Annotated in this window: 18 protein-coding genes; 15 read left to right on the forward strand and 3 right to left on the reverse strand. The window is 61.2% G+C overall.

Annotation, left to right across the window (positions count from 1 at the left end; genetic code table 11):
- Nucleotides 1-200: 200 nt before the first annotated feature.
- Nucleotides 201-1,841 (reverse strand): dihydrolipoyllysine-residue acetyltransferase, encoded by a 1,641-nt coding sequence (gene aceF / locus NR126_RS15280; protein WP_105754023.1) that lies wholly within the window; start codon nucleotides 1,839-1,841, stop codon nucleotides 201-203.
- 11 nt (nucleotides 1,842-1,852) lie between these two features.
- On the reverse strand, nucleotides 1,853-4,498 hold the full coding sequence (aceE, locus tag NR126_RS15285) for a pyruvate dehydrogenase (acetyl-transferring), homodimeric type (RefSeq protein ID WP_027617477.1): 2,646 nt from the start codon (nucleotides 4,496-4,498) through the stop codon (nucleotides 1,853-1,855).
- Between the two features lie 382 nt (nucleotides 4,499-4,880).
- Here aceE and glnE point away from each other — a divergent pair, with 382 nt between their 5' ends.
- The 13 genes from glnE to NR126_RS15350 all read left to right on the forward strand — a co-directional run bounded on the left by glnE (nucleotide 4,881) and on the right by NR126_RS15350 (nucleotide 21,815).
- Complete coding sequence (glnE, locus tag NR126_RS15290; protein WP_256830560.1) at nucleotides 4,881-7,820, forward strand: bifunctional [glutamate--ammonia ligase]-adenylyl-L-tyrosine phosphorylase/[glutamate--ammonia-ligase] adenylyltransferase; 2,940 nt, start codon at nucleotides 4,881-4,883, stop codon at nucleotides 7,818-7,820.
- 208 nt (nucleotides 7,821-8,028) lie between these two features.
- Nucleotides 8,029-9,063, forward strand: a complete 1,035-nt coding sequence (waaF, locus tag NR126_RS15295) for a lipopolysaccharide heptosyltransferase II (RefSeq protein ID WP_027617479.1) — start codon at nucleotides 8,029-8,031, stop codon at nucleotides 9,061-9,063.
- A 1-nt stretch (nucleotide 9,064) separates the two neighbouring features.
- Nucleotides 9,065-10,126, forward strand: coding sequence for a lipopolysaccharide heptosyltransferase I (waaC, locus tag NR126_RS15300; RefSeq protein ID WP_027617480.1), 1,062 nt, complete (start codon nucleotides 9,065-9,067; stop codon nucleotides 10,124-10,126).
- Nucleotides 10,126-11,247, forward strand: coding sequence for a glycosyltransferase family 4 protein (locus NR126_RS15305; RefSeq protein ID WP_027617481.1), 1,122 nt, complete (start codon nucleotides 10,126-10,128; stop codon nucleotides 11,245-11,247). Before waaC ends, NR126_RS15305 begins: the two co-directional genes overlap by 1 nt.
- A complete protein-coding gene (gene rfaP, locus NR126_RS15310) occupies nucleotides 11,247-12,053 on the forward strand; it encodes a lipopolysaccharide core heptose(I) kinase RfaP (protein ID WP_256830561.1) in 807 nt (268 codons plus the stop codon). Before NR126_RS15305 ends, rfaP begins: the two co-directional genes overlap by 1 nt.
- Nucleotides 12,053-12,805, forward strand: a complete 753-nt coding sequence (locus tag NR126_RS15315; protein ID WP_027617483.1) for a lipopolysaccharide kinase InaA family protein — start codon at nucleotides 12,053-12,055, stop codon at nucleotides 12,803-12,805. The genes rfaP and NR126_RS15315 overlap by 1 nt, the downstream gene beginning before the upstream one ends.
- Nucleotides 12,805-14,241, forward strand: a complete 1,437-nt coding sequence (locus tag NR126_RS15320; protein WP_256830562.1) for a lipopolysaccharide kinase InaA family protein — start codon at nucleotides 12,805-12,807, stop codon at nucleotides 14,239-14,241. Before NR126_RS15315 ends, NR126_RS15320 begins: the two co-directional genes overlap by 1 nt.
- 142 nt (nucleotides 14,242-14,383) lie before the next feature.
- Nucleotides 14,384-16,141: a carbamoyltransferase gene (locus NR126_RS15325; RefSeq protein ID WP_027617485.1), complete on the forward strand. Its 1,758-nt coding sequence runs from the start codon at nucleotides 14,384-14,386 to the stop codon at nucleotides 16,139-16,141.
- Entirely contained in the window at nucleotides 16,125-17,255 is a 1,131-nt protein-coding gene (locus NR126_RS15330) for a glycosyltransferase (protein ID WP_027617486.1), read from the forward strand. Before NR126_RS15325 ends, NR126_RS15330 begins: the two co-directional genes overlap by 17 nt.
- Nucleotides 17,255-18,151 (forward strand): antimicrobial resistance protein Mig-14, encoded by an 897-nt coding sequence (locus tag NR126_RS15335; protein ID WP_027617487.1) that lies wholly within the window; start codon nucleotides 17,255-17,257, stop codon nucleotides 18,149-18,151. Before NR126_RS15330 ends, NR126_RS15335 begins: the two co-directional genes overlap by 1 nt.
- Before the next feature lie 8 nt (nucleotides 18,152-18,159).
- Nucleotides 18,160-19,563 (forward strand): PIG-L deacetylase family protein, encoded by a 1,404-nt coding sequence (locus tag NR126_RS15340; RefSeq protein ID WP_105754017.1) that lies wholly within the window; start codon nucleotides 18,160-18,162, stop codon nucleotides 19,561-19,563.
- Between the two features lie 85 nt (nucleotides 19,564-19,648).
- Nucleotides 19,649-20,605: a glycosyltransferase gene (locus tag NR126_RS15345; protein ID WP_027617489.1), complete on the forward strand. Its 957-nt coding sequence runs from the start codon at nucleotides 19,649-19,651 to the stop codon at nucleotides 20,603-20,605.
- 109 nt (nucleotides 20,606-20,714) lie between these two features.
- Nucleotides 20,715-21,815 (forward strand): glycosyltransferase, encoded by a 1,101-nt coding sequence (locus NR126_RS15350; protein ID WP_256830564.1) that lies wholly within the window; start codon nucleotides 20,715-20,717, stop codon nucleotides 21,813-21,815.
- On the opposite strand, the gene NR126_RS15355 is transcribed toward NR126_RS15350, so the two are convergent.
- The gene (locus NR126_RS15355; protein WP_033866049.1) at nucleotides 21,801-22,406 is read right to left on the reverse strand and encodes a toluene tolerance protein; all 606 of its coding nucleotides are present in this window, start codon (nucleotides 22,404-22,406) and stop codon (nucleotides 21,801-21,803) included. The two genes, NR126_RS15350 and NR126_RS15355, sit on opposite strands and share 15 nt — an antisense overlap.
- Before the next feature lie 109 nt (nucleotides 22,407-22,515).
- On the opposite strand from NR126_RS15355, the gene NR126_RS15360 reads away from it, so the two are divergent.
- Nucleotides 22,516-23,688 (forward strand): O-antigen ligase, encoded by a 1,173-nt coding sequence (locus tag NR126_RS15360; protein ID WP_256830565.1) that lies wholly within the window; start codon nucleotides 22,516-22,518, stop codon nucleotides 23,686-23,688.
- Between the two features lie 15 nt (nucleotides 23,689-23,703).
- Nucleotides 23,704-25,512, forward strand: a complete 1,809-nt coding sequence (msbA, locus tag NR126_RS15365) for a lipid A export permease/ATP-binding protein MsbA (protein ID WP_256830566.1) — start codon at nucleotides 23,704-23,706, stop codon at nucleotides 25,510-25,512.
- Nucleotides 25,513-25,594 lie beyond the last annotated feature (82 nt).

A 25,594-nucleotide genomic window follows, 5' to 3' on the forward strand; every position in this document is an offset into this window, starting at 1 on the left:
GGGGAGGAAGCGGACCCAGAATGTGGTCTGTTTAAGCGCGAGGGGTGGTATCGAGGTTTGATGCCGGTAGGCGCATTCGCAGTGTTCGTTAAATGGCAGGCAAAAAAAGCCCCGCCAAATTGGCGGGGTTGAGGTACGAGCGTGGCGCTCGGAAAACATGGAACGCGAATGGCCCTTCGTTGAAGAAGGGCCGTCCGGTCTTACAGCAGGATGGTACGGATGTCGCCCAGCAGGTCGCTCAGACGCTTGGTGAAACGGGCCGCAGCGGCGCCGTTGATCACGCGGTGGTCGTAGGACAGCGACAACGGCAGCATCAGTTTCGGCTGGAAGGCTTTACCGTCCCAGACCGGCTGGATAGTGGCCTTGGAAACACCCAGGATCGCCACTTCCGGCGCGTTGACGATCGGCGTGAAGCCGGTGCCGCCAATGTGGCCGAGGCTGGAGATGGTGAAGCAGGCGCCTTGCATCTCGTCTGCCGAGAGCTTCTTGGTCCGGGCTTTTTCAGCCAGGGAAGCCGCTTCGGCCGCCAGTTGCAGCAGGCTCTTCTGGTCGACGTTCTTGATGACCGGCACCAGCAGGCCTTCAGGGGTGTCGACGGCGAAGCCGATGTTGACGTACTTCTTGCGGATGATTGCCTTGCCGCTTGGCGCCAGCGAGCTGTTGAAGTCCGGCAGTTCCTTGAGCAGGTGCGCGCAGGACTTGAGCAACAGCGGCAGCACAGTCAGCTTGACGCCAGCCTTCTCGGCCACGGCTTTCTGCGCGATACGGAACGCTTCCAGCTCGGTGATATCCGCCGAGTCGAATTGGGTCACGTGCGGCACGTTCAGCCAGCTGCGGTGCAGGTTGGCAGCGCCAGCCTGCATCAGGCGGGTCATCGGCACTTCTTCGATTTCACCGAAGCGGCTGAAGTCCACGACCGGGATCGGCGGAATACCAGCACCACCGGTTGCGCCGGCGGCCGGAGCTTCCTTGGCCTTCTGCATCATCGCCTTGACGTAAACCTGCACGTCTTCCTTGAGGATGCGACCGTGCGGGCCGGTAGCGCCTACAGCGTTCAGCTCGACGCCGAACTCGCGGGCCAGCTGACGAACCGCCGGGCCTGCGTGAACTTTGCCAGCGCTGGGTGCTGGAGCAGCGGCCGGGGCTGGAGCAGCCTCGGCTTTGGCCGCAGGAGCAGCAGCTGGCGCTGGCGCAGCTTCAGCCTGGGCCGCAGGAGCGGCGGCAGGTGCAGGAGCAGCCGGTGCCGCAGCGCCAGTCACTTTCAATTTGAGGATGAAGTCGCCAGTGCCGACTTCGTCTTCGAGCTTGACCGCGATGCTTTCCACGACGCCGGCAGCCGGCGAAGGGATTTCCATGCTGGCCTTGTCCGATTCCAGGGTGATCAGCGATTGATCAGCCTCAACGGTGTCGCCGACCTTGACCAGTACTTCGATGATCTTGGCTTTGCCCGACGAGCCGATGTCCGGAACATGAATGTCCTGGACAGTGGCGGCAGCCGGGGCCGCGGCTGGCGCAGGAGCGGCCGCCGGGGCTGGCGCAGCAGCAGGTGCCGCCGCAGCGGGTGCAGGAGCCGCTGCCGGAGCCGGAGCCTCGGATGCCGCAGCGGCACCCTCGATTTCCAGTTCCAGCAGTTCGTCGCCTTCTTTCAGGCGATCGCCCAGCTTCACTTTCAGGCTCTTGATGATGCCGGCCTTCGGAGCTGGAACTTCCATGCTCGCCTTGTCCGATTCCAGCGTCAGGATGCTCTGTTCGGCTTCGACACGGTCGCCGACCTTCACAAACAGTTCAATTACTTCACCTTCACCGCTGCCGATGTCAGGTACGCGAATGAGTTCGCTCACAGGGGTTCTCCTCAGCAGTCCAGTGGGTTGCGTTTTTCCGGGTTGATACCGAACTTGACGATAGCTTCAGCTACCACCTTAGGCTCGATGTCACCACGGTCAGCCAGTGCTTCCAGGGCTGCCAACACCACGAAATGACGGTCAACTTCGAAGAAATGACGCAGTTTCTTGCGGCTGTCGCTGCGGCCGAAACCGTCGGTGCCCAGGACTTTGAATTCCTTGGACGGTACCCACTGACGGATCTGCTCGGCGAACAGCTTCATGTAGTCGGTAGAGGCAATCACCGGACCTTTACGGCCGTTCAGGCACTCTTCGACGTAGCTCAGCTTAGGCTTCTGGCCAGGGTGCAGACGGTTGCTGCGTTCTACGGCCAGGCCGTCGCGACGCAGTTCGTTGAAGCTGGTAACGCTCCACACGTCAGCGCCGACGTTGAACTCTTCACGCAGGATCTTCGCCGCCTCACGGACTTCACGCAGGATGGTGCCGGAGCCCATCAGTTGAACGTGGTGCGCTGCTTCGCGGGTGTCTTCCTCGAGCAGGTACATGCCTTTCTTGATGCCTTCTTCGGCACCGGCCGGCATGGCTGGCTGCTGGTAGGACTCGTTCATCACGGTGATGTAGTAGAAGACGTCCTGTTGCTCTTCGGTCATCTTCTTCATGCCGTCCTGAATGATCACCGCCAGCTCGTAGCCGTAGGTTGGATCGTAGGTGCGGCAGTTCGGGATGGTGGCAGCCAGCAGGTGGCTGTGACCGTCTTCGTGTTGCAGGCCTTCACCGTTCAGGGTGGTCCGGCCGGCGGTGCCGCCGATCAGGAAGCCACGGGTACGGCTGTCGCCAGCGGCCCATGCCAGGTCGCCGATACGCTGGAAGCCGAACATCGAGTAGAAGATGTAGAACGGCAGCATTGGCTGGTTGTGGCTGGAGTACGAAGTACCGGCAGCGATGAAGGAGCTCATGGCGCCCGCTTCGTTGATGCCTTCTTCAAGGATCTGACCTTTCTGGTCTTCCTTGTAGAACATCACCTGGTCTTTATCGACTGGCTCGTAGAGCTGGCCGACGGACGAGTAGATGCCCAGTTGGCGGAACATGCCTTCCATACCGAAGGTACGGGCTTCGTCCGGGATGATCGGTACGATGCGCGGGCCGATTTCCTTGTCCTTGACCAGTTGCGCGAGGATCCGCACGAAGGCCATGGTGGTGGAGATTTCACGGTCGCCCGAGCCGTCCAGGATCGCCTTGAGGGTGTCCAGTGGCGGAGTCGGGATGTTGAAGCTTTGCGCGCGGCGCTGAGGGACAAAGCCACCCAGTGCGGTACGGCGCTCGCTCAGGTAACGGGCTTCGGCGCTGCCTTCTTCCGGTTTGAAGAACGGCAGGTTTTCGAGTTCGTCGTCTTTGACCGGGATGTCGAAGCGATCGCGGAACAACTTCAGGCTTTCGACATCGACCTTCTTGGTGTTGTGCGCGGTGTTTTTCGCTTCGCCGGCACCGGTGCCATAACCCTTGATGGTCTTGGCCAGGATAACGGTCGGTTGTTCTTTGTGGTTGACCGCTTCGTGGTACGCCGCGTAGACCTTGTACGGGTCGTGGCCGCCACGGTTGAGCTTCCAGATCTCGTCGTCGGACAGATCGGCAACCATTGCCTTGAGTTCAGGCGTGTTGAAGAAGTGTTCACGAACGAACGCGCCGTCTTTGGCTTTGTAGTTCTGGTACTCGCCGTCGATGACTTCGTCCATGCGACGTTGCAGGATGCCGTCGACGTCCTTGGCCAGCAGTGGGTCCCAGAAACGGCCCCAGATGACTTTGGTCACGTTCCACTGGGCACCGCGGAACACGCCTTCGAGTTCCTGGATGATCTTGCCGTTGCCGCGAACCGGGCCGTCGAGGCGTTGCAGGTTGCAGTTGATGACGAAGATCAGGTTGTCCAGCTTCTCGCGGCCGGCGAGGGAGATGGCGCCCAGGGATTCCGGCTCGTCGCACTCGCCGTCGCCCAGGAAGCACCAGACTTTCTGCTTGCCTGGCTGGATGAAGCCACGGTGCTCCAGGTACTTCATGAAGCGTGCCTGGTAGATCGCCTGGATCGGACCCAGACCCATGGATACGGTCGGGAACTGCCAGAAGTCAGGCATCAGCCAAGGGTGCGGGTAGGAGGACAGGCCCTGACCGTCGACTTCCTGGCGGAAGTTGTTCATCTGGTCTTCGGTGATGCGGCCTTCCATGAATGCGCGGGCGTAAACGCCTGGCGAGGTGTGGCCCTGGAAGTAGATCAGGTCGCCGCCGTGTTCGTCGGTCGGGGCCTGGAAGAAGTAGTTGAAGCCGATGTCATACAGGGTCGCACTGGAAGCGAAGCTGGAGATGTGACCGCCGAGGTCGGAATCTTTCAGGTTCGTACGCATTACCATGGCCATCGCGTTCCAGCGGACCAACGAGCGAATGCGGCGTTCCATGAACAGGTCGCCAGGCATGCGTGCTTCGTGGGTAACAGGGATCGTGTTGCGGTAAGGCGTGGTGATGGCGTATGGCAGTTGCGAGCCGCTGCGGGTCGCAAGTTCACCCATACGGGTCATCAGATAGTGAGCACGGTCTTCGCCTTCTTTGTCGAGAACCGATTCCAGGGCGTCCAGCCATTCCTGGGTTTCGACGGGATCGAGGTCTTGCATGGCTTGCTCCAGGGCGGAAAGGCTACCAGAATCGGTTGCCTGAGTTAGCGACTGGCCTTGTGGGCAGACGTTTATGAATTCTTGGATTGCCGGAGGTTATTCGGCGGCGTGTAGTTTTACTACAAATCTTCGGGCATTTCAGCCTTTCGCCTGTATAGACGAGTAGTAAAACTACAGGGGAACGGCTTGTGGCCTCCTGCTGCGTTGTGAGGATAATCGTTAATCTTGGTCTTTCGTCATTCGCAATAGGGTACAGCTTGATGCTGGCTGCCAAAAAAACCGGAATTTCAGCTATTTCTAACTTTTGTTCGACAGTCATTTGCGTAGTGGATGTGACGGGTTCACTACAAACCGCCCTTTCTACGCCGATCAAGGATAGACCATGAGCCTTCCTTCGCTTGCCCCACTGCCTGCCATTCTCCTGCCATTGGTCAGTCGCGCCGAGCAATCGTTCCGCGCCGCGGTCGCGGCCCTCGACGACGACCATGGCCTGTCCAACTGGACACCTGAGCGTTGGTCCGAATTCGCCCGGGTCACCACCGCCAGCGACTTCGTCATTGAACAGAGCGTGCGTGACCCTTTGATGTTGCTGGGTCTGGTGCAGTCCGGCGAACTCGACCGCAGTTATGCCCCCGGTGAGTTGTGCACGCAAATCGCCACGGCGGTGCAGGCCGCGACCACCGAGGACGAACTGGCCCGCGCGTTGCGTCGCCAGCGCAATCGGCACCAGGTGCGGATCGTCTGGCGCGACCTGACGCGCCAGGCCGACCTGGTGCAGACCTGTCGCGATCTCTCGGACATGGCCGATGCGTCTATCGATCAGGCTTATCAATGGTTGTACCAGCGCCATTGCCAGCAGTTTGGTACGCCGACCGGCTCGCGCAGTGGCGAGCCGCAGCAGATGGTCATCCTCGGCATGGGCAAACTCGGCGCGGTGGAGCTCAATCTGTCGTCCGACATCGACCTGATCTTTGCCTACCCCGAGGGCGGTGAGACCGTTGGGGTGAAGCGGGCGTTGGATAACCAGGAGTTCTTTATCCGGCTGGGCCAGCGCCTGATCAAGGCGTTGGACCCGATGACTGTCGACGGATTTGTGTTCCGCGTTGACATGCGCCTGCGCCCTTACGGTTCGTCCGGGGCGCTGGTGCTCAGCTTCAATGCGCTGGAGCAGTACTACCAGGATCAGGGGCGTGACTGGGAACGCTACGCGATGATCAAGGCGCGGGTGGTGGCCGGCGATCAGGTCAAGGGCGCGCAATTGCTGGAGTTGCTGCGTCCTTTTGTTTATCGGCGCTACCTGGACTTCTCGGCAATCGAAGCACTGCGCACCATGAAGCAGCTGATTCAGCAGGAAGTGCGGCGCAAGGGCATGGCCGACAACATCAAGCTGGGTGCCGGCGGTATTCGCGAAGTCGAGTTTATTGCCCAGGCCTTCCAGTTGATTCACGGCGGTCGCGACTTGAGCCTGCAGCAACGGCCTCTATTAAAGGTGCTTGGCACGCTGGAGGGGCAGGGTTATCTGCCGCCGGCGGTGATCAGCGAGTTGCGTGAAGGCTACGAATTCCTGCGCTACACCGAGCATGCGATCCAGGCGATTGCCGATCGGCAGACGCAAATGCTCCCGGGCAACGAGCAGGATCAGGCGCGTATCGCGTTCATGCTGGGCTTCGCCGGCTGGCAGTCGTTCCATGAGCAACTGATGTATTGGCGTGGCCGGGTCGATTGGCATTTCCGCCAGGTGATCGCCGATCCTGACGAGGAGGAGGGCGAGGAAGGCGAGGTGATCGTGGGTGGCGAGTGGCTGCCACTGTGGGAAGAGGCGCAGAACGAGGAGGCGGCCTGCCGGCAGTTGCAGGAAGGTGGCTTCGCCGATGCGCCGAAAGCCCTTAAAGCCTTGGCCGGGTTGCGCGGCAGCCCGCAGTTGCGGGCGATGCAGCGCCTCGGGCGCGAGCGGCTTGATGCGTTTATTCCGCGCCTGCTGGCCCAGGCGGTCGAGCATGCCAATCCGGACCTGGTGCTGGAGCGCGTGTTGCCGCTGGTCGAAGCCGTGGCCCGGCGCTCGGCCTACCTGGTACTGCTCACGGAGAATCCCGGGGCGCTGCGCCGCTTGCTGACCTTGTGCGCAGCCAGTCCGTGGATTGCCGAGCAGATCACCCGCTTTCCGCTGCTGCTCGACGAGTTGCTGAACGAGGGGCGCCTGTTCAAGCCGCCGTTGGCGCCGGAATTGGCCGCTGAACTGCGCGAGCGCCTGACGCGGATTCCCGAGGACGATCTCGAGCAGCAAATGGAAGCCCTGCGCCATTTCAAGCTGGCCCATCGCTTGCGCGTGGCCGCTTCGGAAATTGCCGGCAGCCTGCCGTTGATGAAGGTCAGCGATTACCTGACCTGGCTTGCCGAAGCGATTCTCGAGCAAGTGCTGGCCCTGGCCTGGCGCCAGACGGCGGCCAAGTACGGTTCACCGCAGCGCCCGGACGGCACCTTGTGCGATCCGGGGTTTATCATTGTCGGTTACGGCAAGGTCGGTGGGCTGGAGTTTGGCCATGGCTCTGACCTGGACCTGGTGTTTATCCATGACGGCGACCCGCAGGCGGAAACCGATGGGCCCAAGCCTATCGACGGCGCGCAATTCTTCACGCGCCTCGGGCAGCGGATTATCCATTTGCTGACGACCCAGACCAACTCCGGGCAGTTGTACGAAGTCGATATGCGCCTCCGGCCTTCGGGGGCTTCGGGCCTGCTGGTCAGTTCGCTGGGGGCGTTCGAGCGATATCAGGAGAATGAGGCCTGGACCTGGGAGCATCAGGCGCTGGTCCGTGCGCGTGTGCTGGTGGGCAGCGAGGATGTCGGCCAGGCATTCGAGAAAGTCCGCGCCAAAGTACTTGCCCGGGAGCGGGATTTGCCCAAGCTGCGCCAGGAAGTCAGCGAGATGCGCGCCAAGATGCGCGACAATCTGGGGACCAAGAGCACGGCCGCCGGCAAGGCTGCCAATGCCTTTGAAGCGACATCGCCGTTCGACCTCAAGCAGGACGCCGGTGGTATCGTCGATATTGAATTTATGGTGCAATACGCGGCTTTGGCTTGGTCGCATAGCCATCCGCCATTGCTGCGCTGGACTGACAATATCCGCATTTCTGAGGAGCTGGAGCACGAAGGGCTGATGTCGGATGAAGACGCCAGCCTGCTGCGCGAGGTGTATAAAGCCTACCGTGCGGCGGCCCATCGGCAGGCCTTGCAAAATGAGGCCGGAGTGGTTCCTGGCGATCAGTTTGTGCAGGAGCGCCGGCAGGTGATGCGGATCTGGCAGGAACTGGGGCTAAGCTGATAGCGAATGCACCACCCAATGTGGTAGCGGGCAATGTGGGAGCGGGCTCGCCCGCGATGTCAGGCACCGACAATGTTGACGGTGCCGGCCTCATCGCCAGCAGGCTGGCTCCCACAGGTATGCGACACCTAATGTGGCAGGCTGGCCCCCACAGTGATTCTCGAGGCGGGGAGGCATAAGGCCTCCCCGGTTCGTTTTTGGAAGGCACATGAAAATTCTGATCGTTGGGCCCAGTTGGGTCGGTGACATGGTGATGGCGCAGACACTGTTCCAGTGCCTGAAGCAGCGTCATCCGCAGTGCGAAATCGACGTCCTGGCCCCGGAGTGGAGTCGGCCGATTCTTGAGCGCATGCCCGAAGTACGCCAGGCCTTGAGCTTCCCGCTCGGCCACGGCGCGCTTGAGCTGGCGACGCGCCGGCGCATCGGCAAGTCCCTGGCAGGTGAGTACGATCAGGCGATCTTGCTGCCCAATTCATTGAAATCGGCGCTGGTGCCGTTTTTTGCCGGCATTCCCAAGCGCACGGGCTGGCGTGGCGAGTTCCGCTATGGCCTGCTCAACGACGTGCGCACCCTCGACAAGGCGCGTTACCCGCTGATGATCGAGCGCTTCATGGCACTGGCCTACGAACCAGGTGTCGCGTTGCCCACGCCGTACCCGAGACCAAGCCTGCAGATCGATCCGGTGACCCGCGAGGCCGCGCTGGCCAAATTCGGTTTGACCCTCGATCGCCCGGTGCTGGCGCTGTGCCCGGGCGCCGAGTTCGGTGAAGCCAAGCGCTGGCCGTCCGAGCACTATGCCAAGGTCGCCGAGGCGAAAATCCGTGATGGCTGGCAGGTCTGGCTGTTTGGCTCGAAAAACGATCATGCGGTGGGTGAAGACATTCGCTCGCGACTGATACCCGGCCTGCGCGAAGAAGCGGTCAATCTCAGTGGCGGCACTTCGCTGGCGCAAGCTATCGATCTGTTGTCCTGCGCCGACGCCGTGGTCTCCAACGATTCCGGCTTGATGCACGTGGCGGCGGCGCTGAATCGTCCGCTGGTGGCGGTCTACGGTTCGACCTCGCCGGGCTTCACCCCGCCACTGGCCGAACACGTCGAGATCGTGCGCCTGGGTATCGAGTGCAGTCCGTGCTTCGATCGCACCTGCCGCTTCGGTCATTACAACTGCCTGCGTCAATTGCTGCCGCAACCAGTGAACGAAGCCCTGCAGCGGTTGCAGGGCGCCGTGGTCGAGGTTCAATAAGTTGCGGGTATTGCTGATCAAGACCTCTTCGCTGGGCGACGTGATTCATGCGTTGCCGGCGCTGACTGATGCTGCACGGGCGATCCCGGGGATCCAGTTCGACTGGGTAGTCGAGGAAGGCTTCGCCGAGATCCCGACCTGGCATCCGGCGGTGGGCAAGGTGATCCCGGTGGCGATCCGCCGCTGGCGCAAGAATATCTGGCAGACCATCAAGAGCGGCGAGTTCAAGCGCTTCAAGCAAAGTGTGCGCGCCAGTCGCTACGACCTGGTGATCGACGCCCAGGGCTTGCTCAAGAGCGCCTGGCTGACGCGCTACGTGCGCGCACCGGTGGCTGGGCTGGATAAAAACTCGGCCCGTGAGCCGCTGGCCGCGCACTTTTACTCGCGGCGCCTGGCCGTGGCCCGTGGACAGCATGCCGTAGAGCGTCTGCGCCAGTTGTTTGCCGTGGCCTTGGGTTATGACCTGCCACAGGGGGTGGGCGATTACGGGCTGAACGTCGAGCGCCTGGTCGAACTGCCGCGAAAAAATCCCTACGTGTTGTTCCTGCATGGCACCACCTGGGACACCAAGCACTGGCCGGAAGCGTACTGGCGGGAGTTGGCCGAGCGCATGGGACGCCTCGGCATGGCGGTCAAATTGCCGTGGGGCAACCCGGCGGAGAAAGCCCGCGCCGAGCGGATCGCCCAAGGCCTGCGCAATGCCGAAGTGCTGCCCAAGCTGAACCTGGCCGGCGTGGCCAAGGTCCTGGCCAGTGCCCAGGCCTGTGTCGCGGTGGATACCGGTCTCGGTCACCTGGCTGCAGCGCTGGACGTGCCGACCATCTCCCTGTTCGGCCCGACCAATCCCGGCCTGACCGGTGCCTATGGCCGCGGCCAGGTGCACCTGGGGAGCGACTTCCCCTGCGCCCCCTGCCTGCAGAAAAAATGTACCTACCAACCGACGGCTGAAGACCAGCGTCGGTTCGATCTCAAGCGCGAGTGGCCGTTGTGCTTCACTCGCCTGAACCCCGAGCGTGTCGCGAGCCGACTGAGCACGTTGTTAATGGCTGAGGAGCTGCGTTGATGCAATTGGCTTTTGTGCTGTACAAATATTTCCCGTTTGGCGGCCTGCAGCGCGACTTCATGCGCATTGCCCTCGAATGCCAGCAGCGCGGGCATCAGATTCGCGTTTACACGCTGATTTGGGAAGGCGACATCCCGCCCGGTTTCGAAGTGCTGGTTGCGCCGGTCAAGGCCATCTTCAACCATCGGCGCAACGAAAAACTCAGCGCCTGGATGGCTGCCGACCTGGCCAAGCGTCCGGTGGATCGCCTGATCGGCTTCAACAAAATGCCCGGCCTGGATGTGTATTACGCCGCCGACGGTTGTTTCGAAGACAAGGCGCAGAACCTGCGCAACTCGCTGTACCGGCGCTGGGGCCGCTACCGCCACTTCGCCGAGTACGAGCGGGCGGTGTTCGCCAAGGACGCGAAAACCGAAGTGCTGATGATCTCCGAAGTCCAGCAGCCGCTGTTCATCAAGCATTACGACACGCCCCTGGAACGCTTCCACTTGCTGCCGCCGGGCATTGCCCAAGATCGCCGGGCGCCGCCGAACGCAGCCGAGATTCGCGCGGATTTCCGTCGTGAATTCGCCCTCGCCGATGATGACTTGCTGCTGGTGCAGATCGGTTCCGGGTTCAAGACCAAGGGCGTCGATCGCAGCCTCAAGGCCCTGGCCGCATTGCCTGCCGAGCTGCGCAAACGCACCCGGCTATTTGTAATTGGCCAGGACGACCCCAAAGTATTCCAATTGCAGAGTGCCGCATTGGGCTTGGGCGACAACGTGCAGTTTCTCAAGGGGCGTAGTGATATCCCGCGTTTCCTGTTGGGCGCCGACCTGTTGATCCACCCGGCGTACAACGAAAACACCGGCACCGTACTGCTCGAGGCCCTGGTCGCTGGTCTGCCGGTGCTGGTGAGTGCGGTGTGCGGCTACGCGCATTACATCGCCGAGGCCGACAGCGGCCTGGTGCTGGACGAGCCGTTCGACCAGGCGCAACTCACGCAATACCTGACGACCATGTTGAGCGATGACGCCGCACGTGCGGCCTGGAGCCGAAATGGCCTGGCATTCGCCGACACGGCCGACCTTTACAGCATGCCGCAGCACGCGGCGGATGTAATTCTGGCGGAGCACCATTGATGAAGCTGATTCTGGCCGAGCCCTTCAAGAGCCTGTGGGCTGGACGCGATGCGTTCCGCGAAGTCGAAGGCCTGCAGGGCGAGGTTTACCGCGAGCTGGAAGCGCGCCGCACCTTGCGCACCGAGGTGGCCGGCAACGGTTTCTTCGTGAAAATTCACCGCGGTATCGGCTGGGGCGAGATCTTCAAGAACCTGCTCACGGCGAAACTCCCTGTGCTTGGCGCAGGTCAGGAGTGGCGGGCGATTCAGCGCTTGCAGCAGGCCGGCGTACCGACCATGACGGCGATCGCCTATGGCGAGAAAGGGCGCAATCCGGCTGACCAGCATTCCTTCATCATTACCGAGGAATTGGCGCCCACCGTCAGCCTCGAAGATTTCAGCATCAACTGGCGCATGCAGCCGCCGGAGCCCCGACTCAAGCGTGCGCTGATCGACGAAGTGGCGCGCATGACCGGCATGATGCATCGCGCCGGGGTCAACCATCGTGACTGCTACATCTGTCACTTCCTGCTGCACACCGACAAACCGGTGACGGCGGACGATTTCAAATTGTCGGTCATCGACCTGCACCGCGCTCAGACCCGTCCGGCGATTACCAAGCGCTGGCGCAACAAGGATTTGGCCGCGCTGTACTTTTCAGCCTTGGACATCGGCCTGACCCGACGCGACAAACTGCGCTTTCTCAAGGGCTACTTCATGCAGCCGCTACGCCAGATCCTGCGCGAGGAAGCGTCGTTGCTGGCCTGGCTGGAAGGCAAGGCGAACAAACTGTACCAGCGCAAACAGCGCTATGGGGATGCGCTCTGATGACTGATTTCCTCGCAGCGCAGGATCGCGAACTGTTCGAACGTCATGGCCTGAACAGCTTTGATGCCCTGTGGGAGCGACAGCTTGAAGCCGTCGACGAACCCAATACCGATGGCGGTGGCTGGAGCAGTGTGTTCCGTCTTGATCTTGATGGCCGCGGCTACTACCTCAAGCGTCAGAGCAACTACCTCACCCGGACACTGCATCGGCCGTTCGGCGAACCGAGCTTCGCCCGTGAGTTCCGTAATATCAGCCGTTACCGGCAGTTGGGTATTCCTGCTCTGGAAGCGGTGTTTTTTGGTGAGCGCAAAGTGGCCGGCGAAGTCCGGGCGATCCTGCTGACGCGGGCTCTCGATGGCTGGAGCGACCTCGATGCGCTGCTGCAAGATTGGCCGCAGCTCAGTGCGGCGCAACAGACTGCGATCCTGCAGGCCTGTGGTGCGCTCGCCCGGCAGTTGCACGGGGTGCGTCAGGTGCACGGCTGCTTTTATCCCAAGCACATTTTTCTGCAGGCCGACGGCGAGCGCTATCGGGCGCAACTGATCGACCTGGAAAAAACTCGGCCCCTGCTGTTTGGCCAGCGTGACCGGGTGAAGGACCTCGAGCCGTTGCTGCGCCGTGCGCCCGTGTGGAGCGCCGACAACGTGCGCACCTTGCTGGCGACCTATCTGGATCAGCCCGCCGACAGTTCGCTGGTGGATGCCTGGCTTGGGCGCCTGTCGGCCCGGCGCAGTCACAAGGGAGCGCGTTGATGCGTTTGTCTGAATTGAAAAACGCCGGGCGCACACCGTCTCTGCCGTTGAGCCTGGAATTGGCTGATGCGGCGGGTCCTGCTCAGTTGCAACTGCTCAGCCTGCTGCGGGTGCTTCCCGGTCAGCGTTATGTCGGCGCGGGCGTTTGGCGCGGTCGTCCGGTGCTGGCCAAACTGTTAGTCGGTGGCAAGGCGGCGCGGCACTTTCAGCGTGAACTGGACGGTGTGCGCCTGCTCGCAGCGCAGAACCTGACCACGCCCTTGTTGCTCGCCGATGGCTTGAAAGAAGGTGAGGGCGGCTGGTTGCTGTTCGAGCTGCTGGAAGGTGCGCAAAGCCTGGGCGATGCCTGGAAGCAGGTCGAGACCCTGCCGGTGCTGGCGGATGAGCAGAGCGCAGTGTTGGCCGAAGCGCTAACCGCCGTCGCGCAGATGCACAGCAAGGGCCTGTGGCAGTCCGACCTGCACTTGGACAACCTGCTGCGTCATGGCGGCAAACTGTATTTGATCGACGGCGCCGGGATTCATGCCGAAACCGCCGGCCAGCCGTTGTCGCGAGATAAGGTCCTGGAAAACCTCGGGGTGTTTTTTGCCCAGTTGCCCAAGTCGCTGGAGCCGTTCACTGAAGAGCTGCTGGTGTATTACCTGCTGAGCAACGCTGAGCATGCGCTGCCGCTGGAAGCCTTGCAAAAGCAGGTGGATAAGGTGCGCAGTTGGCGCCTGAAAGACTTTCTAATCAAAGTCGGCCGCGAGTGCTCGCTGTTCAGCGTGCAGCGCACCGCCTTTGTCCTGCGGGCGATTCGTCGCGAAGAGCAGGCGGCCATGCTACCCGTGCTGGAACAGGCCGATGCCCTGCTGGACCAAGGTCATCTGTACAAAACCGGTGGTGCGGCGAGTGTTGGCAAGGTCGAGGTGGCGGGGCGCACGCTGGTGGTCAAGCGCTACAACATCAAGGGCTTCGCCCATTGGCTCAAGCGCTTCTGGCGCCCGAGTCGCGCCTGGCATTCGTGGCGCGAAGGCAATCGCCTGACCTTCCTCGGTATCGCTACGCCCAAGCCGCTGGCATTGCTGGAAAAGCGTTTTTTCTGGCTGCGCAGCCGCGCCTACCTGATCACCGAATACCTGCCGGGGCCGGACATCATCGAGCGCTTCGCGCCCTACGTTGAGCGGGGCGACGCGCCGGAAGCCGAACTGCAGGCGCTGGACCGACTGTTCGCCGAACTGATCGCCGAGCGCATCAGCCATGGCGACTTCAAGGGCCACAACCTGTTCTGGGATCAGGATCGCTGGTCGCTGATCGACCTCGACTCGATGTGCCAGCATCGGACCCAAGGCAGCTTTGCGCCCGCCTACGCACGGGATCGGGCGCGGTTCATGCGCAACTGGGCCGAGGATTCGGCGCTGTACCGAGTGATCGATCAGCGCTTGCCGCGGTTGTAGGGCTGCGCCAAACAACCGCTGGGTCATTCTCGTCATCTTTACGCTATAATCTCGCCCTTTAGCTGTTTCTCGCCCTGGTGCGGAGACACACAATTTCCAGGCGCCCCGGCGCCTGCATGCAGACTAAAGAGGCTAGACCCCTGTGGCATTGACGATTCTTGGCCTGTCCGGCGCCCTTAGCCATGATCCTTCCGCAGCGCTGTACATCGACGGCAAGCTGGTCGCGGCTGCTGAAGAAGAGCGCTTTGTACGCGATAAACATGCAAAGAACCGCATGCCTTACGAGTCGGCGAAGTTCTGCCTGGAACAGGCCGGTATCAAGCCGTCCGACGTTGACGTGGTCGCGATCCCGTTCGCTCCGATCAGTATCTTCGGCAAAGCCCGCTGGCAGTACGCCAAGCGTTACTGGTATGCCCCGGATCGCGCCCTCGATGCGATCCTGATGGGCAACCGTCGCTACAAGCGCTACCGCAACAAGATCGTCTGGTGCCTGGAACAACTGGGTTTTGATCCGAAGAAGATCAAGATCGAGCCAGTCGAACACCACCTGGCCCACGCTTCCAGCGCCTACCACTGCTCCGGTTTCAAAGAGAAGACCGCGATCCTCGGTATCGACGGCAAGGGCGAGTACGCCACGACCTTCTTCGGCTACGGCGAAAACGGCAAGATCCACAAGATCAAGGAATTCTTCGATCCGGACTCCCTCGGCGGCCTGTACGGCGCGATCACCGAGTTCCTCGGTTTCGACATGCTCGACGGTGAGTTCAAGGTCATGGGCATGGCGCCGTATGGCGATGCCAGCAAATACGATTTCTCGCGCCTGGCTTCGTTCGAAAATGGCGAGTTGGTGATCAACACCGACTATGCCAACGTCATCGGCCTGCGCCGCTACAAAGAGAAGGGCAAGGGTTACTACTTCTCGCCGAAGCTGATCGAGTGGCTGGGTCCAAAGCGTGAAGGCGATATCGCCGACGAGCCTTACATCCACTACGCCGCCAGCATTCAAGCGCTGTTCGAAAAGATTGCGCTGCAGATGATCGACCACTACCTGGGCGACGTGCTCAAGGAAACCGGCAAGCTGGCGTATGCCGGTGGCTGTGCGTTGAACGTCAAGCTGAACCAGAAAATCATCGCCCGCGATGACGTCAAGGAACTGTTCGTCCAGCCGGCCTCCGGCGACGCCGGTACTGCTGTTGGCGCCGCTGCCTATGTGTCCAACGCCCGTGGCGTGCCGGTCGAGAAGATGGAACACGTCTACCTCGGCCCGTCGTACAGCAACGAAGACGTGATCGCCGCGTGCGCCCGTCACGAGAACAAGCCGACGTGGCGCAAGCTCGACAACATGCCGGAGCAGATCGCCAAAATCATGGTCGATGGCAACCCGGTGGCCTGGTTCCAGGGACGCATGGAGTTCGGTCCCCGTGCACTGGGTGGTCGCTCGATCATCGGTTGCCCGAGCGTGGCTGGCGTGGCTGATCGGATCAACCACCAGATCAAGTTCCGCGAGCGCTGGAGGCCTTTCTGCCCGTCGATGCTCGACACCGTAGCGCCACAGATGATCAAGATCGATCACCCGGCGCCGTTCATGACCTTCACCTTCGAAGTGGCTGAAGAGTGGAAGACCCGTGTTCCGGAAGTGGTCCACGAAGACGGTACGTCCCGTGCCCAGGTGCTCAAGCGCGAATACAACCCGCGCTACTACGACATGATGAAAGCCCTGGAAGTGCTCACGGGTAACGGCGTGTCGCTGAACACCTCGCTGAACCGTCGTGGCGAACCGATGATCTGCTCGCCGACGGACGCGCTGAACATGTTCTTCGGTTCCGATCTACAGTACTTGATCATGGAAGACATTCTGGTGGTCAAAGACGGCGCAGACGCTTATGACTCGCTCGGCTGAGCGTCATGTGCTGCAGTTCTGCCACGGCTATGACGGGCCGTTCCTGGACTGCGCCCGACAGTACGCCAGCCTGTTCGCAGGCTCCGGCTATCGCGTGACCACAGTGTTTCTCACCGGGGTTGCCGATACCGACGTCGCCGCCGGTTGTGCGTCTGATGAAGTACTGTTCATGGAATACAGCTCCAAGGCCATTCGTGGCCTGAAACTGGGGGCGATTGCCGATCTGCGCAAGATCGCCCAATCGCGCCAGTTCAGTTTCTGTATCGCCCACCGCTTCAAGCCGATCTACATCGCCTTGCTCGGTACGGCGTTGCCAGTTATTGGCGTGCATCACGCCTTTGGTGACTACCAGCGCCGCTCGCGCAAGCTGTTCGCGCAGATTTTCCGCAAGCGCCTGAGCCTGCTCGGGGTCTCCGATGCGGTGCGTGATGACATGCGCCGCTGCCTGCCGAAGTGGCCGGCGGCACGCATTCAAACCCTCTACAACCGCATCGATGTCGAGGCGCTGCGAGCCAGTCAGGTGTCCTTTGCCGAGGCGCGGGACGCCTTGGGTCTGTCGCCGGATGCCTGGGTGGTTGGTAACGTGGGTCGCCTGCACCCAGACAAGGACCAGGCGACCCTGCTCCACGGTTTCGCCCAGGCCTTGCCACGTTTGCCTGCCAACAGTCAGTTGGCGATCCTTGGCACTGGTCGCCTGGAGCAGGACCTCAAGGAACTGGCCCGCGAACTGGGTATCGGTGATCGCGTGCTGTTCCTCGGCCAGGTCCCCGAAGCCCGTCGCTACTTCCGTGCCTTCGATGTATTTGCCTTGAGTTCCGATCATGAACCTTTCGGCATGGTGCTACTCGAAGCCATGGCGGCGGGTGTGCCGCTGCTGGCCACGGCCTGTGGCGGGGCGAAGGAAGTGGTCGAAGGCGTGGGCATTCTCTTTCCGCTGGGCGATGCCGAGCACCTGGCTCAGGGCCTGCAACACCTGGCGGCCATGGATCAGCATCAGCGCCAGGTGTGCGCCGAGCTGATGCTTGAACGCCTGCACAAGCACTTTTCCGATCGCGCGGTAGGCGATGCATTCTGGCGTTTGCCGGCGGTCATTGATCTGACGACGAGGGCTTGATGCTCAACCGATTCCAAGGCTGGCGCGAACGCGGCTGGTCCGTTGTCGACGCGTCGACCTATGCCGATGCCTGGCAGCGATGGGGCGGCAGCGTGGCCACTCACCCACTGGTGGTCGAACGTTTGGCCCAACTGGCCGGCATCCCGGTGCGCTACCTGGCCTGGGAACAGTCGGGAGAGCTGAAGGCAGCTATTCCGACCTGGGGCCGCGACCTGGCCCTGTCCAAGGACGTGCTCAAGCGCCACGGCAAGAAAGGCTTGTTCGATCTCGGCAACGCCGAACTGATCCTGCCAGCCGCTGCTGATGCCCAGGCTCCATTGCGCCACCGCGCACGTTATCTCTCGGCGCTCAACGAAGGGCGCCTGGTCGGCCTCAAGCTGCAAGCCGAGCAGTTGGCCATGGCGCGCACCCCGGAAGAGCTGTCGAAGAAGTTTCGCTATAACCAGCGTCGCGAACTGCGTTTGCTGGAAGAGGCGGGTGGTGTGGTGCGTCCGGTCAGCGACTTCAGCAGTCAGGAACTGGCAGCGATCTACTGCGATCTGTTCCAGCGTCGCTGGGGCTTCCCGGCCACTGGTGCGGCGCGCATGGGCGAAGTGCTGGAGTTGCTGCGCGAACTGTTGATCGGCTCGGTGATCTTCCTCAACGATGCGCCGATCGCGATCCAACTGGTGTACCGGGTCGAGGCGCCGCAGTGGATCAGCGTTGAATACATCAACGGCGGCGTCGATCCTGAAACCCGCGAGTTCAGTCCTGGCAGCGTGCTGAGTTTCCTCAACACGCAAAGTGCCTGGGAGCAGGCGCGGGCGCTCGACAAGCCACTGCGCTTCTCGTTTGGCCGCGCCGATCGTGAGTACAAGGACCGTTGGTGCAATCCTGTGCCGGTCTTCACCGTATGAGTGCGCCCATGAGTCGCAAACAGCAATTGCTCAAGCGGCATCGCCGCAATAAACGGATCGGCCTGCTGATCGCCCTCGCGCTGTTGATCAGCCTGGGCGTGCTGGTGGCATGGTGGCTGCCGCTGATAGTGGCAGTCTTGGCTTGGGTGGCCCACGAGGCCTGGTTCGCCGACCACCTGTTCTACTCCCCGCGCGACGATTACCAGTGCAGTTTTCCGCCTTACACGCCGCAGCCGAAGATCCGCCTCGACGGTGAGCGTTTGCTGCTTGACGACGGTGTGATGCTGGCCGACGACACCACGCTGATCCTCGCGTTGCGGGTGAAAAGCGGCTGGTTGGGGCGCTTTCTCGATCCGGCAGTCGAGCTGTTGGGCGGTGATAACCCGGATCGACAAGTCTTCGAGCGTGGCGTCAACGGTTTGCGCTACCTCAACCTCAGCGGTCAGGCGCAGGCGCTTTCGGCGGGTCAGTTGCGCGTGCGCGGACGTCATTGCCAGGTGCACGGCGAACCTTTGCTGTGGTCAGTCGAACAGCCGGACTACCGGCGCCAGCGGGTGATGGTGATCGCGCCGCACGCCGATGATGCCGAGCTGGCGGCGTACGGGCTGTACAGCCAGGCCGATGAAACCTGGATTGTCACCCTGACCGCCGGTGAAATCGAAGCCGAGCACTATCAGCAGATGGGCTTGAGCAGCGTCGAGGCCTCGCGACTCAAGGGGCGTTTGCGTGCCTGGGACAGCATTGCCGTGCCGCGCTGGGCCGGCGTGCCGGCGGCACACTGCGTGCAGTTGGGCTATTTCTGCCTGCAGTTGCCCGCCATGCAAGCTGCGCCGAACCAGCCAATGCCTTCGCGCGAAGCCGGGCTCGATGACATCCGCGGGTTCCGTCAGCTCAATCCGTTCGCCTTGCCGGGCGATCAGGATGGTCGGCCGACCTGGAACAACCTGCTGGCCGACCTGCGTGAAGTGCTGCTCAAGGCGCGACCGCAGGTGATCGTGCTGCCGCACCCTTCGCTTGATCCGCACCCCGACCACATCTGCGCCCAGCAAGCGGTGCTGGAGGCGTTGAAGGGTCTCGAATGGCAGCCCACGACATTGCTCGGCTACGCTAATCACTTGCATGACAATGATCGCTGGCCAATGGGCGATTCCGGGGCTGGCATTGCCTTGCCGCCGGTCTTTGATCCGGCGCAAGTGTTGCAGCCGTACTGTCTGGCATTGTCACCGCAGCAGCAAATCGACAAGGCCATGGCCTTGGGCATGATGCATGACCTGCAGCCCCGCGCGCCGTTCAAGCGGCGTCTGCGTCGGTGCTTGCAACGCTGGTTGGCAGGGCGGCGCGGTTCGCCTTATGGGGAGAATGAATTCTTCCGCAAGGCCGTGCGCCGTCATGAGTTGTTCTGGCGTTTGTAAACATGTATTTCGTGAAATATTTCTGCCGCTACTCTGGGTTAATCTCTGCACTTTTTTGGGGCTGCCGGGCCTCGCAAGGAACACGATGAAGGTTTTATTTCTGGTGCAGAAAGAACAGCGGGCGATCCTCGACCGCCTGTATGAGGGCGTGGCCGCGCATTGCGACTGTGACCTGCGCTGGCTCAGCAGTGACGAGCAGCGCAACCTGCGCGGCTATTTCCGTCGTGAAGTCGATGTCTCGCGCTATGACCGGATCATTTTTTTCCTGCGCTTCAAGCAGGAGATTCGCCAAGCCAGTTTCATTCGCACCCTCCCCAATCTGGTGATCCTCGAGCACGACGCCTATCAGAACTACATCCCGTGCAAGTACACCGGCAAGTTCAGCGCGCACTATCGCCGGCTGCCGTGGGCGCGAGTGATCAGTTCGGGTTTTGTGGTTGCCGAGCGCTTGCGTGAAGAGGGTTTCGACGCGGTGTTCGTGCCCAAGGGCTACGACCAGGCCCTGTTGCAGGATCAGGGGCGTGAGCGCGATATCGAACTGGCCTTTGTCGGCAGCACCAACAGCGTCGCCTACAGTGGGCGCAAGGCGTTGCTCGACGAACTGGCGAGTGTTGAACCATTGGTGGTGACCCGTACCAAGTCGGGTGACGAATACCGCGATACCCTCAACCGCATCCGTTTTTTCGTCAGTGCCGACGTCGGCATGGGCGAATTCATGATCAAGAACTTCGAAGCCATGGCCTGCGGCTGCGTGTTGTTTGCCTTCGATCAGGGCGAGGCGGAGAGTCGCGCGCTGGGGCTGCAGGACATGCACAACATCGTGTTCTATCGCGACATTGCGCAATTGCAGGAAAAACTGGCGCAATTGCGCGCTAATCCCGAATTGGCGGCAAGCATCGCCCGCAATGGTCGGGATCTGGCCGTAAACCACTTCAGTTTTGCCCGTGTCGGCGAGCGCATCGTCGAAGAGCTCAAGCCGCCGTTGCGGCCGCGTGCAGACCTGAGTCTGATTGAGCGGTTGCGCTTGAAATTCGGCATTTGACCAAGCGTTCAAGGCATTTGAACGTATTGGCAACTATAACTGGCAAGGATCTGGCACTGTTGAGGTTCAGCAGTGCCGAAAGCCGATGTGTACAAGGGCGTCTCGCTCAATGAGTATCCTCAATGTCATGTGGTCCGGCGGCTCTGCCTTTGCCTCCATCCACAAGGTTCATCGGCAGTTGCTTGACCAGGTGGAGCCGTCCACCGCGATCAATACCTGGCTGCTGTGCGGCGATGCGCAAGGTTGTGCCGCCGCCTTCGGCGAGACCCGTGAGTGGCGCCTGTCTTCCAGCCGGCTCAAGGGTAAGCACCTGTGGAAATTGCTGGTGCCGAGCATGCAGGCCCGCTTCTACCAGGCCCTCAAAGGCAGTGATGTGCAGGTGGTCTTGCTCGACGGTCTGGGCACGGCGCGGGCGCTGTTGCCCGCTTTGGGAAAAATCCCGCACCTGCGTGCCGTGGTGATGTTCCATGGGGAAACCCGCATTCGCCCGGCCGATCTTACGCTGCTCGGACAATTTGATCCCTCCCGACTGACCCTCGCCGCCGTTTCGCAAACCCTGGCTGATTCGCTGCACCGCGATCTGCGGATGCCTGTGGTGGCAGTGCGCGGCGCGCTTGATCCGGTGGATTTCCGTTCGCGACTGTTGACACGCGAACAGGCAAGAAGCCGCCTTGCGTTGCCAGCCGGAGCGCCGGTAGTGGGGGCGGTGGGGCGCCTGGTCGACAACAAGGGCTTTGGTTGTCTGATCGAAGCCTTTGCCGCCGCCCGACAACAGCAGCCGCAACTGCGCTTGGTGATTGTCGGCGAGGGGCGTGCGCGACCCGCGCTGCAAGCTCGCATCGATCAGCTTGAGCTGGGCGACGCCATCACGCTGCCGGGTCATCTGGATGATGTCGCCACTCTTTACCCGGCGTTCGACTGGGTGGCGATCCCCTCGCTTGAAGAAGGGTTGGGGCTGATCCTGCAAGAGGCCGTGCTGGCGGGCGTTCCGGTGCTGACCACGGATCTTGCGGTGTTCCGCGAGCAACTGGCGGACGCCGGATGGTACGTCCCCGCGCAAGATGAACGTGCCTGGAGTGCGGCGTTGATCAAGGCGTTAAGTGTCGCGCCCGGGCAGGTCGCGATGGCCCAGTCCGCGGTACTTTCGGCGCAAAGCGCCTGGCTGGAATTCAGTCAGGCTGCCCGTGAATTATTGTCAGGCCGCCAATAGGGATTTCGCCAATGCTTGCATTGGAAAGCTGTCGTTCAGCTTTTCCCGCTCAATATATCGCGCGAAGTGTTGCAGGTTGCGCTTGACTAGATGAGGGGGCAGCGGCCCGCGAGTGAAGCGCATGTCGGCGACATCAATCAGACCGTATTGGTTATCGGGCGTTACCACGATGTTGCCCAGGTGCAGGGAGCGGAAGTAGACCCCGGCGGTGTGCAGCTCACGAATGAATTTGCTCAACGCAGGCAATGCCTGTTGCCAGTCGAAACCTTCTTTGTTGGCAATCTGGCGCAGGGTCTCGCCGGGCAGGGGACGGTACAGCACCGCCGTCATTCCGGGCGTTTCCAGTCGATGAAACTTGAGGGCCTGAAGGGTCGGGATACCGCGTTTTTCCAGCTGCAGGGCGTTATCGATGAAGCGTTTGGAATACGGGCGAAATAGTGCCGAAGACAGCAGGCGCTTGCGGCGAAACAGCTTGAGGATGTTACCGTCCGGCAGCAGGAAGACTTTCGGGCCGAAGCTGTCGGCTTCAAGTACTCTGGCGCCTTCAACCATCTGATTTAACGCGGCATGGGAAAGCCGGAAGCATTGCATGTAGGGAGCCTTGTAGAAAAATGGGGCGTGCATGCGATCAATGATGCCGAAAAGTTGTTGTTTTAACCATGCCGTGATGGCAGTCGGATTTTTCAGCGGGAGCGGTTAGATGCAGGAAACGCGCTGGGCGCAGGTTTGGATGACGACAGGACTGTTATGGTTTTTGCTCGCCATTGCATTTGCTCCGACCAACAAGATTTATCAGCAAGGCCTGGTGGCGTTTCTCTGGTTGCCGACTCTGTTACTGGCCTGGCCTGCACGACAGCGTTTTGTTGAGCTCTGGCGTGGCCAGCGACTGGTATGCCTGGCGGTCATGGGTTTGGGTTTCTGGGCGATGATTACGCTGCTCTGGACCCAGGATCCCGACCCCTCGCGCGGCGCCAAGCGCGCCCTGTATATCATCGTCTTTCTGTTGTTCTTCCCGATTTTGGCCAATGCCCGCCCTGAACGGGTGATCCGCATCATGCAATGGGGCGGGCTTGGGCTGGCAGTGACCGCGTTGCTGGCGGCCATCGAGTTCTACGGGGTAGACGGCAATCACTGGATGGCGCGCCTGGTCGGCCTCGGACAGTTGGCGCATCCGATCCTCGGCGGCTACGTACTTGGCTTGGCCGCGGTATGGCTGGCGCACTGGATTCCGCCAACCCGCGGCAAGCAACTGCTGTGGCTGGTGGCGCTGGCATTTCTCAGCGGTTTTGTCGTGCTCTCGCAAAGCCGTGGCGCCGCGCTGGCCTTGTTGCTGACGTTCGTGACCATGCCTGTCTGGTGCCGCGATCGGCACAGTCGGCTCATCGCGCTGGGCGCGTTGTTGCTGGCGATGCTGGCGTTCTGGTTGCTGGAGCCGCTGGTATTGGCTCGCGGCACCTCTTTCCGGCCCGAAATCCTGAGGTCCAGTCTGGACATGATTGCCCAGCGCCCTTGGACCGGCCTGGGCATGGGCTCTGGTTATACGGTGTTTGCCGAGGGCATACAGTTCGATCATGCACACAACCTGTTTACCCATATCGCCATCGAACTCGGCTTGCCAGGGTTGCTGTTGTGGTGCGTGCTCTGGTTCGCCGTGCTGCGCGAAGCCTGGCGCGCCCGTGATACGTTATATGGCCGTGGCATCCTGGGGATCTGGATGTTTTCGTTCCTGGCCATGCAGTTCGATGCGGCAAGCATCAGCGGCACGCCGCGCGCCGAATGGTTCATCAGTTGGCTGCCTGTGGGACTGGCCACCGTGTTGGTTTGGACACAGGCCAAATTCCAAGGCTGTGATAAAATTCCGCGTTCTACCTAAGAAGTGAGCTCTACGATGAGTGCAGCACCGCCCAAAGCGGAACAGGATTCGAGCCTGAAAATCTATTTTCGGCTGCTGGGGTACGTAAAACCCTACGTGGGCATTTTCCTGTTGAGTATCCTGGGCTTCGTGATATTTGCCTCCACCCAGCCCATGCTGGCCGGGATCCTCAAGTACTTCGTCGACGGTTTGAGCAACCCGGACGCGGTGCTGTTCCCCCATATACCGGTCCTGCGGGATTTGAAGTTACTGGTCGCCGTGCCCCTGCTGATCATCCTGATCGCGGCGTGGCAGGGCCTGGGCTCGTTCCTGAGTAACTACTACCTGGCCAAGGTTTCGCTGGGATTGGTGCACGACCTGCGAGTCGAGTTGTTTAACAAGCTGCTGGTACTGCCCAATCGCTATTTCGATACCCACAACTCCGGGCATCTGATTTCGCGGATTACCTTCAACGTAACCATGGTCACCGGCGCAGCCACCGATGCGATCAAAGTGGTGATACGCGAAGGCCTGACCGTTATTTTCCTGTTTGCCTACCTGCTGTGGATGAACTGGAAGCTGACGCTGGTGATGCTGGCAATTCTGCCGCTGATTTCGTTCATGGTCGGCAACACCAGTAAGAAATTCCGCAAGCAAAGCAAGCGCATCCAGGTGGCGATGGGCGATGTGACGCACGTCGCATCGGAAACCATCCAGGGTTATCGCGTGGTGCGCAGCTTCGGCGGCGAGACCTATGAGCAGCAGCGTTTCGCCCGCGCCAGCCAGAGCAATACCGACAAGCAACTGCGCATGACCCGTACCAGTGCCATCTACACCCCGGCGCTGCAGTTGGTGATTTACACCGCCATGGCCTCGTTGATGTTCCTGGTGCTGTTCTTGCGCGGTGATGCTACCGCCGGTGATCTGGTGGCCTACATCACGGCCGCAGGCTTGTTGCCCAAGCCTATCCGCCAACTGTCGGAAGTCAGCTCGACCATCCAAAAAGGTGTGGCGGGTGCCGAGAGTATTTTCGAACAGTTGGATGTCGAGCCGGAAGTCGATAACGGCACGGTCGAACGCGAGCGCATCAGCGGCCACCTGGACGTGCACAACCTGAGCTTCACCTACCCCGGCACTGATCGCGAGGTGTTGAAAAACATCAGCTTCACCGCGACGCCTGGGCAGATGATCGCGTTGGTGGGGCGCTCCGGCAGTGGCAAGTCGACGCTGGCCAGCCTGATTCCACGCTTCTATCACCATGAAAGTGGCAAGATTCTGCTCGATGAAATCGAGATCGAAGACTATCGCCTGCGTAACTTGCGCAAGCATGTGTCCCAGGTCACTCAGCATGTGACGCTGTTCAACGATACAGTTGCCAACAACATCGCCTATGGCGACCTCGCGGGTGCGCCGCGTGAAGACATCGAGAAAGCGGCAGAAGATGCCTATGCGATGGACTTCATTTCCGAGTTGCCGCAAGGGTTGGACACAGAGGTCGGGGAGAACGGCGTTCTGCTCTCCGGCGGTCAGCGCCAGCGTCTGGCAATTGCCCGCGCGCTGCTGAAAAATGCCCCGCTGCTGATTCTCGACGAAGCGACCTCGGCCCTCGACACCGAGTCCGAACGCCACATTCAAGCGGCGCTGGATAAAGTCATGAAGGGCCGTACCACCCTGGTAATCGCCCATCGCCTGTCGACCATCGAAAAGGCCGACTTGATCCTGGTCATGGATCACGGTGAGATTGTCGAGCGCGGCACCCACGCCCAACTGTTGGCTCAAGGTGGGTACTATTCCCGCCTGCACGCCATGGGCCTGGATGAGCCGACCTCGGCGGGCATCGCCTGATCCGCTCCTGGACTGATTGTTCGCCGGACACGCAAAGTGCCCGGCGAATGATTTATCAGGCTGCGATGCATGCCTCAAAACT

Origin of the sequence: Pseudomonas sp. Pse1, assembly GCF_024519635.1 — a bacterium.
Taxonomy (GTDB): domain Bacteria; phylum Pseudomonadota; class Gammaproteobacteria; order Pseudomonadales; family Pseudomonadaceae; genus Aquipseudomonas.

Excerpts from the sequence above, each read along its gene's own strand:
- aceE (WP_027617477.1), bottom strand. The coding sequence starts at position 4,498 with ATGCAAGACCTCGATCCCGTCGAAACCCAGGAATGGCTGGACGCCCTG.
- glnE (WP_256830560.1), top strand. The coding sequence starts at position 4,881 with ATGAGCCTTCCTTCGCTTGCCCCACTGCCTGCCATTCTCCTGCCATTG.
- waaF (WP_027617479.1), top strand. The coding sequence starts at position 8,029 with ATGAAAATTCTGATCGTTGGGCCCAGTTGGGTCGGTGACATGGTGATG.
- NR126_RS15305 (WP_027617481.1), top strand. The coding sequence starts at position 10,126 with ATGCAATTGGCTTTTGTGCTGTACAAATATTTCCCGTTTGGCGGCCTG.
- rfaP (WP_256830561.1), top strand. The coding sequence starts at position 11,247 with ATGAAGCTGATTCTGGCCGAGCCCTTCAAGAGCCTGTGGGCTGGACGC.
- NR126_RS15315 (WP_027617483.1), top strand. The coding sequence starts at position 12,053 with ATGACTGATTTCCTCGCAGCGCAGGATCGCGAACTGTTCGAACGTCAT.
- NR126_RS15320 (WP_256830562.1), top strand. The coding sequence starts at position 12,805 with ATGCGTTTGTCTGAATTGAAAAACGCCGGGCGCACACCGTCTCTGCCG.
- NR126_RS15330 (WP_027617486.1), top strand. The coding sequence starts at position 16,125 with ATGACTCGCTCGGCTGAGCGTCATGTGCTGCAGTTCTGCCACGGCTAT.
- NR126_RS15335 (WP_027617487.1), top strand. The coding sequence starts at position 17,255 with ATGCTCAACCGATTCCAAGGCTGGCGCGAACGCGGCTGGTCCGTTGTC.
- NR126_RS15340 (WP_105754017.1), top strand. The coding sequence starts at position 18,160 with ATGAGTCGCAAACAGCAATTGCTCAAGCGGCATCGCCGCAATAAACGG.
- NR126_RS15345 (WP_027617489.1), top strand. The coding sequence starts at position 19,649 with ATGAAGGTTTTATTTCTGGTGCAGAAAGAACAGCGGGCGATCCTCGAC.
- NR126_RS15350 (WP_256830564.1), top strand. The coding sequence starts at position 20,715 with ATGAGTATCCTCAATGTCATGTGGTCCGGCGGCTCTGCCTTTGCCTCC.
- NR126_RS15355 (WP_033866049.1), bottom strand. The coding sequence starts at position 22,406 with ATGCAATGCTTCCGGCTTTCCCATGCCGCGTTAAATCAGATGGTTGAA.
- NR126_RS15360 (WP_256830565.1), top strand. The coding sequence starts at position 22,516 with ATGCAGGAAACGCGCTGGGCGCAGGTTTGGATGACGACAGGACTGTTA.
- msbA (WP_256830566.1), top strand. The coding sequence starts at position 23,704 with ATGAGTGCAGCACCGCCCAAAGCGGAACAGGATTCGAGCCTGAAAATC.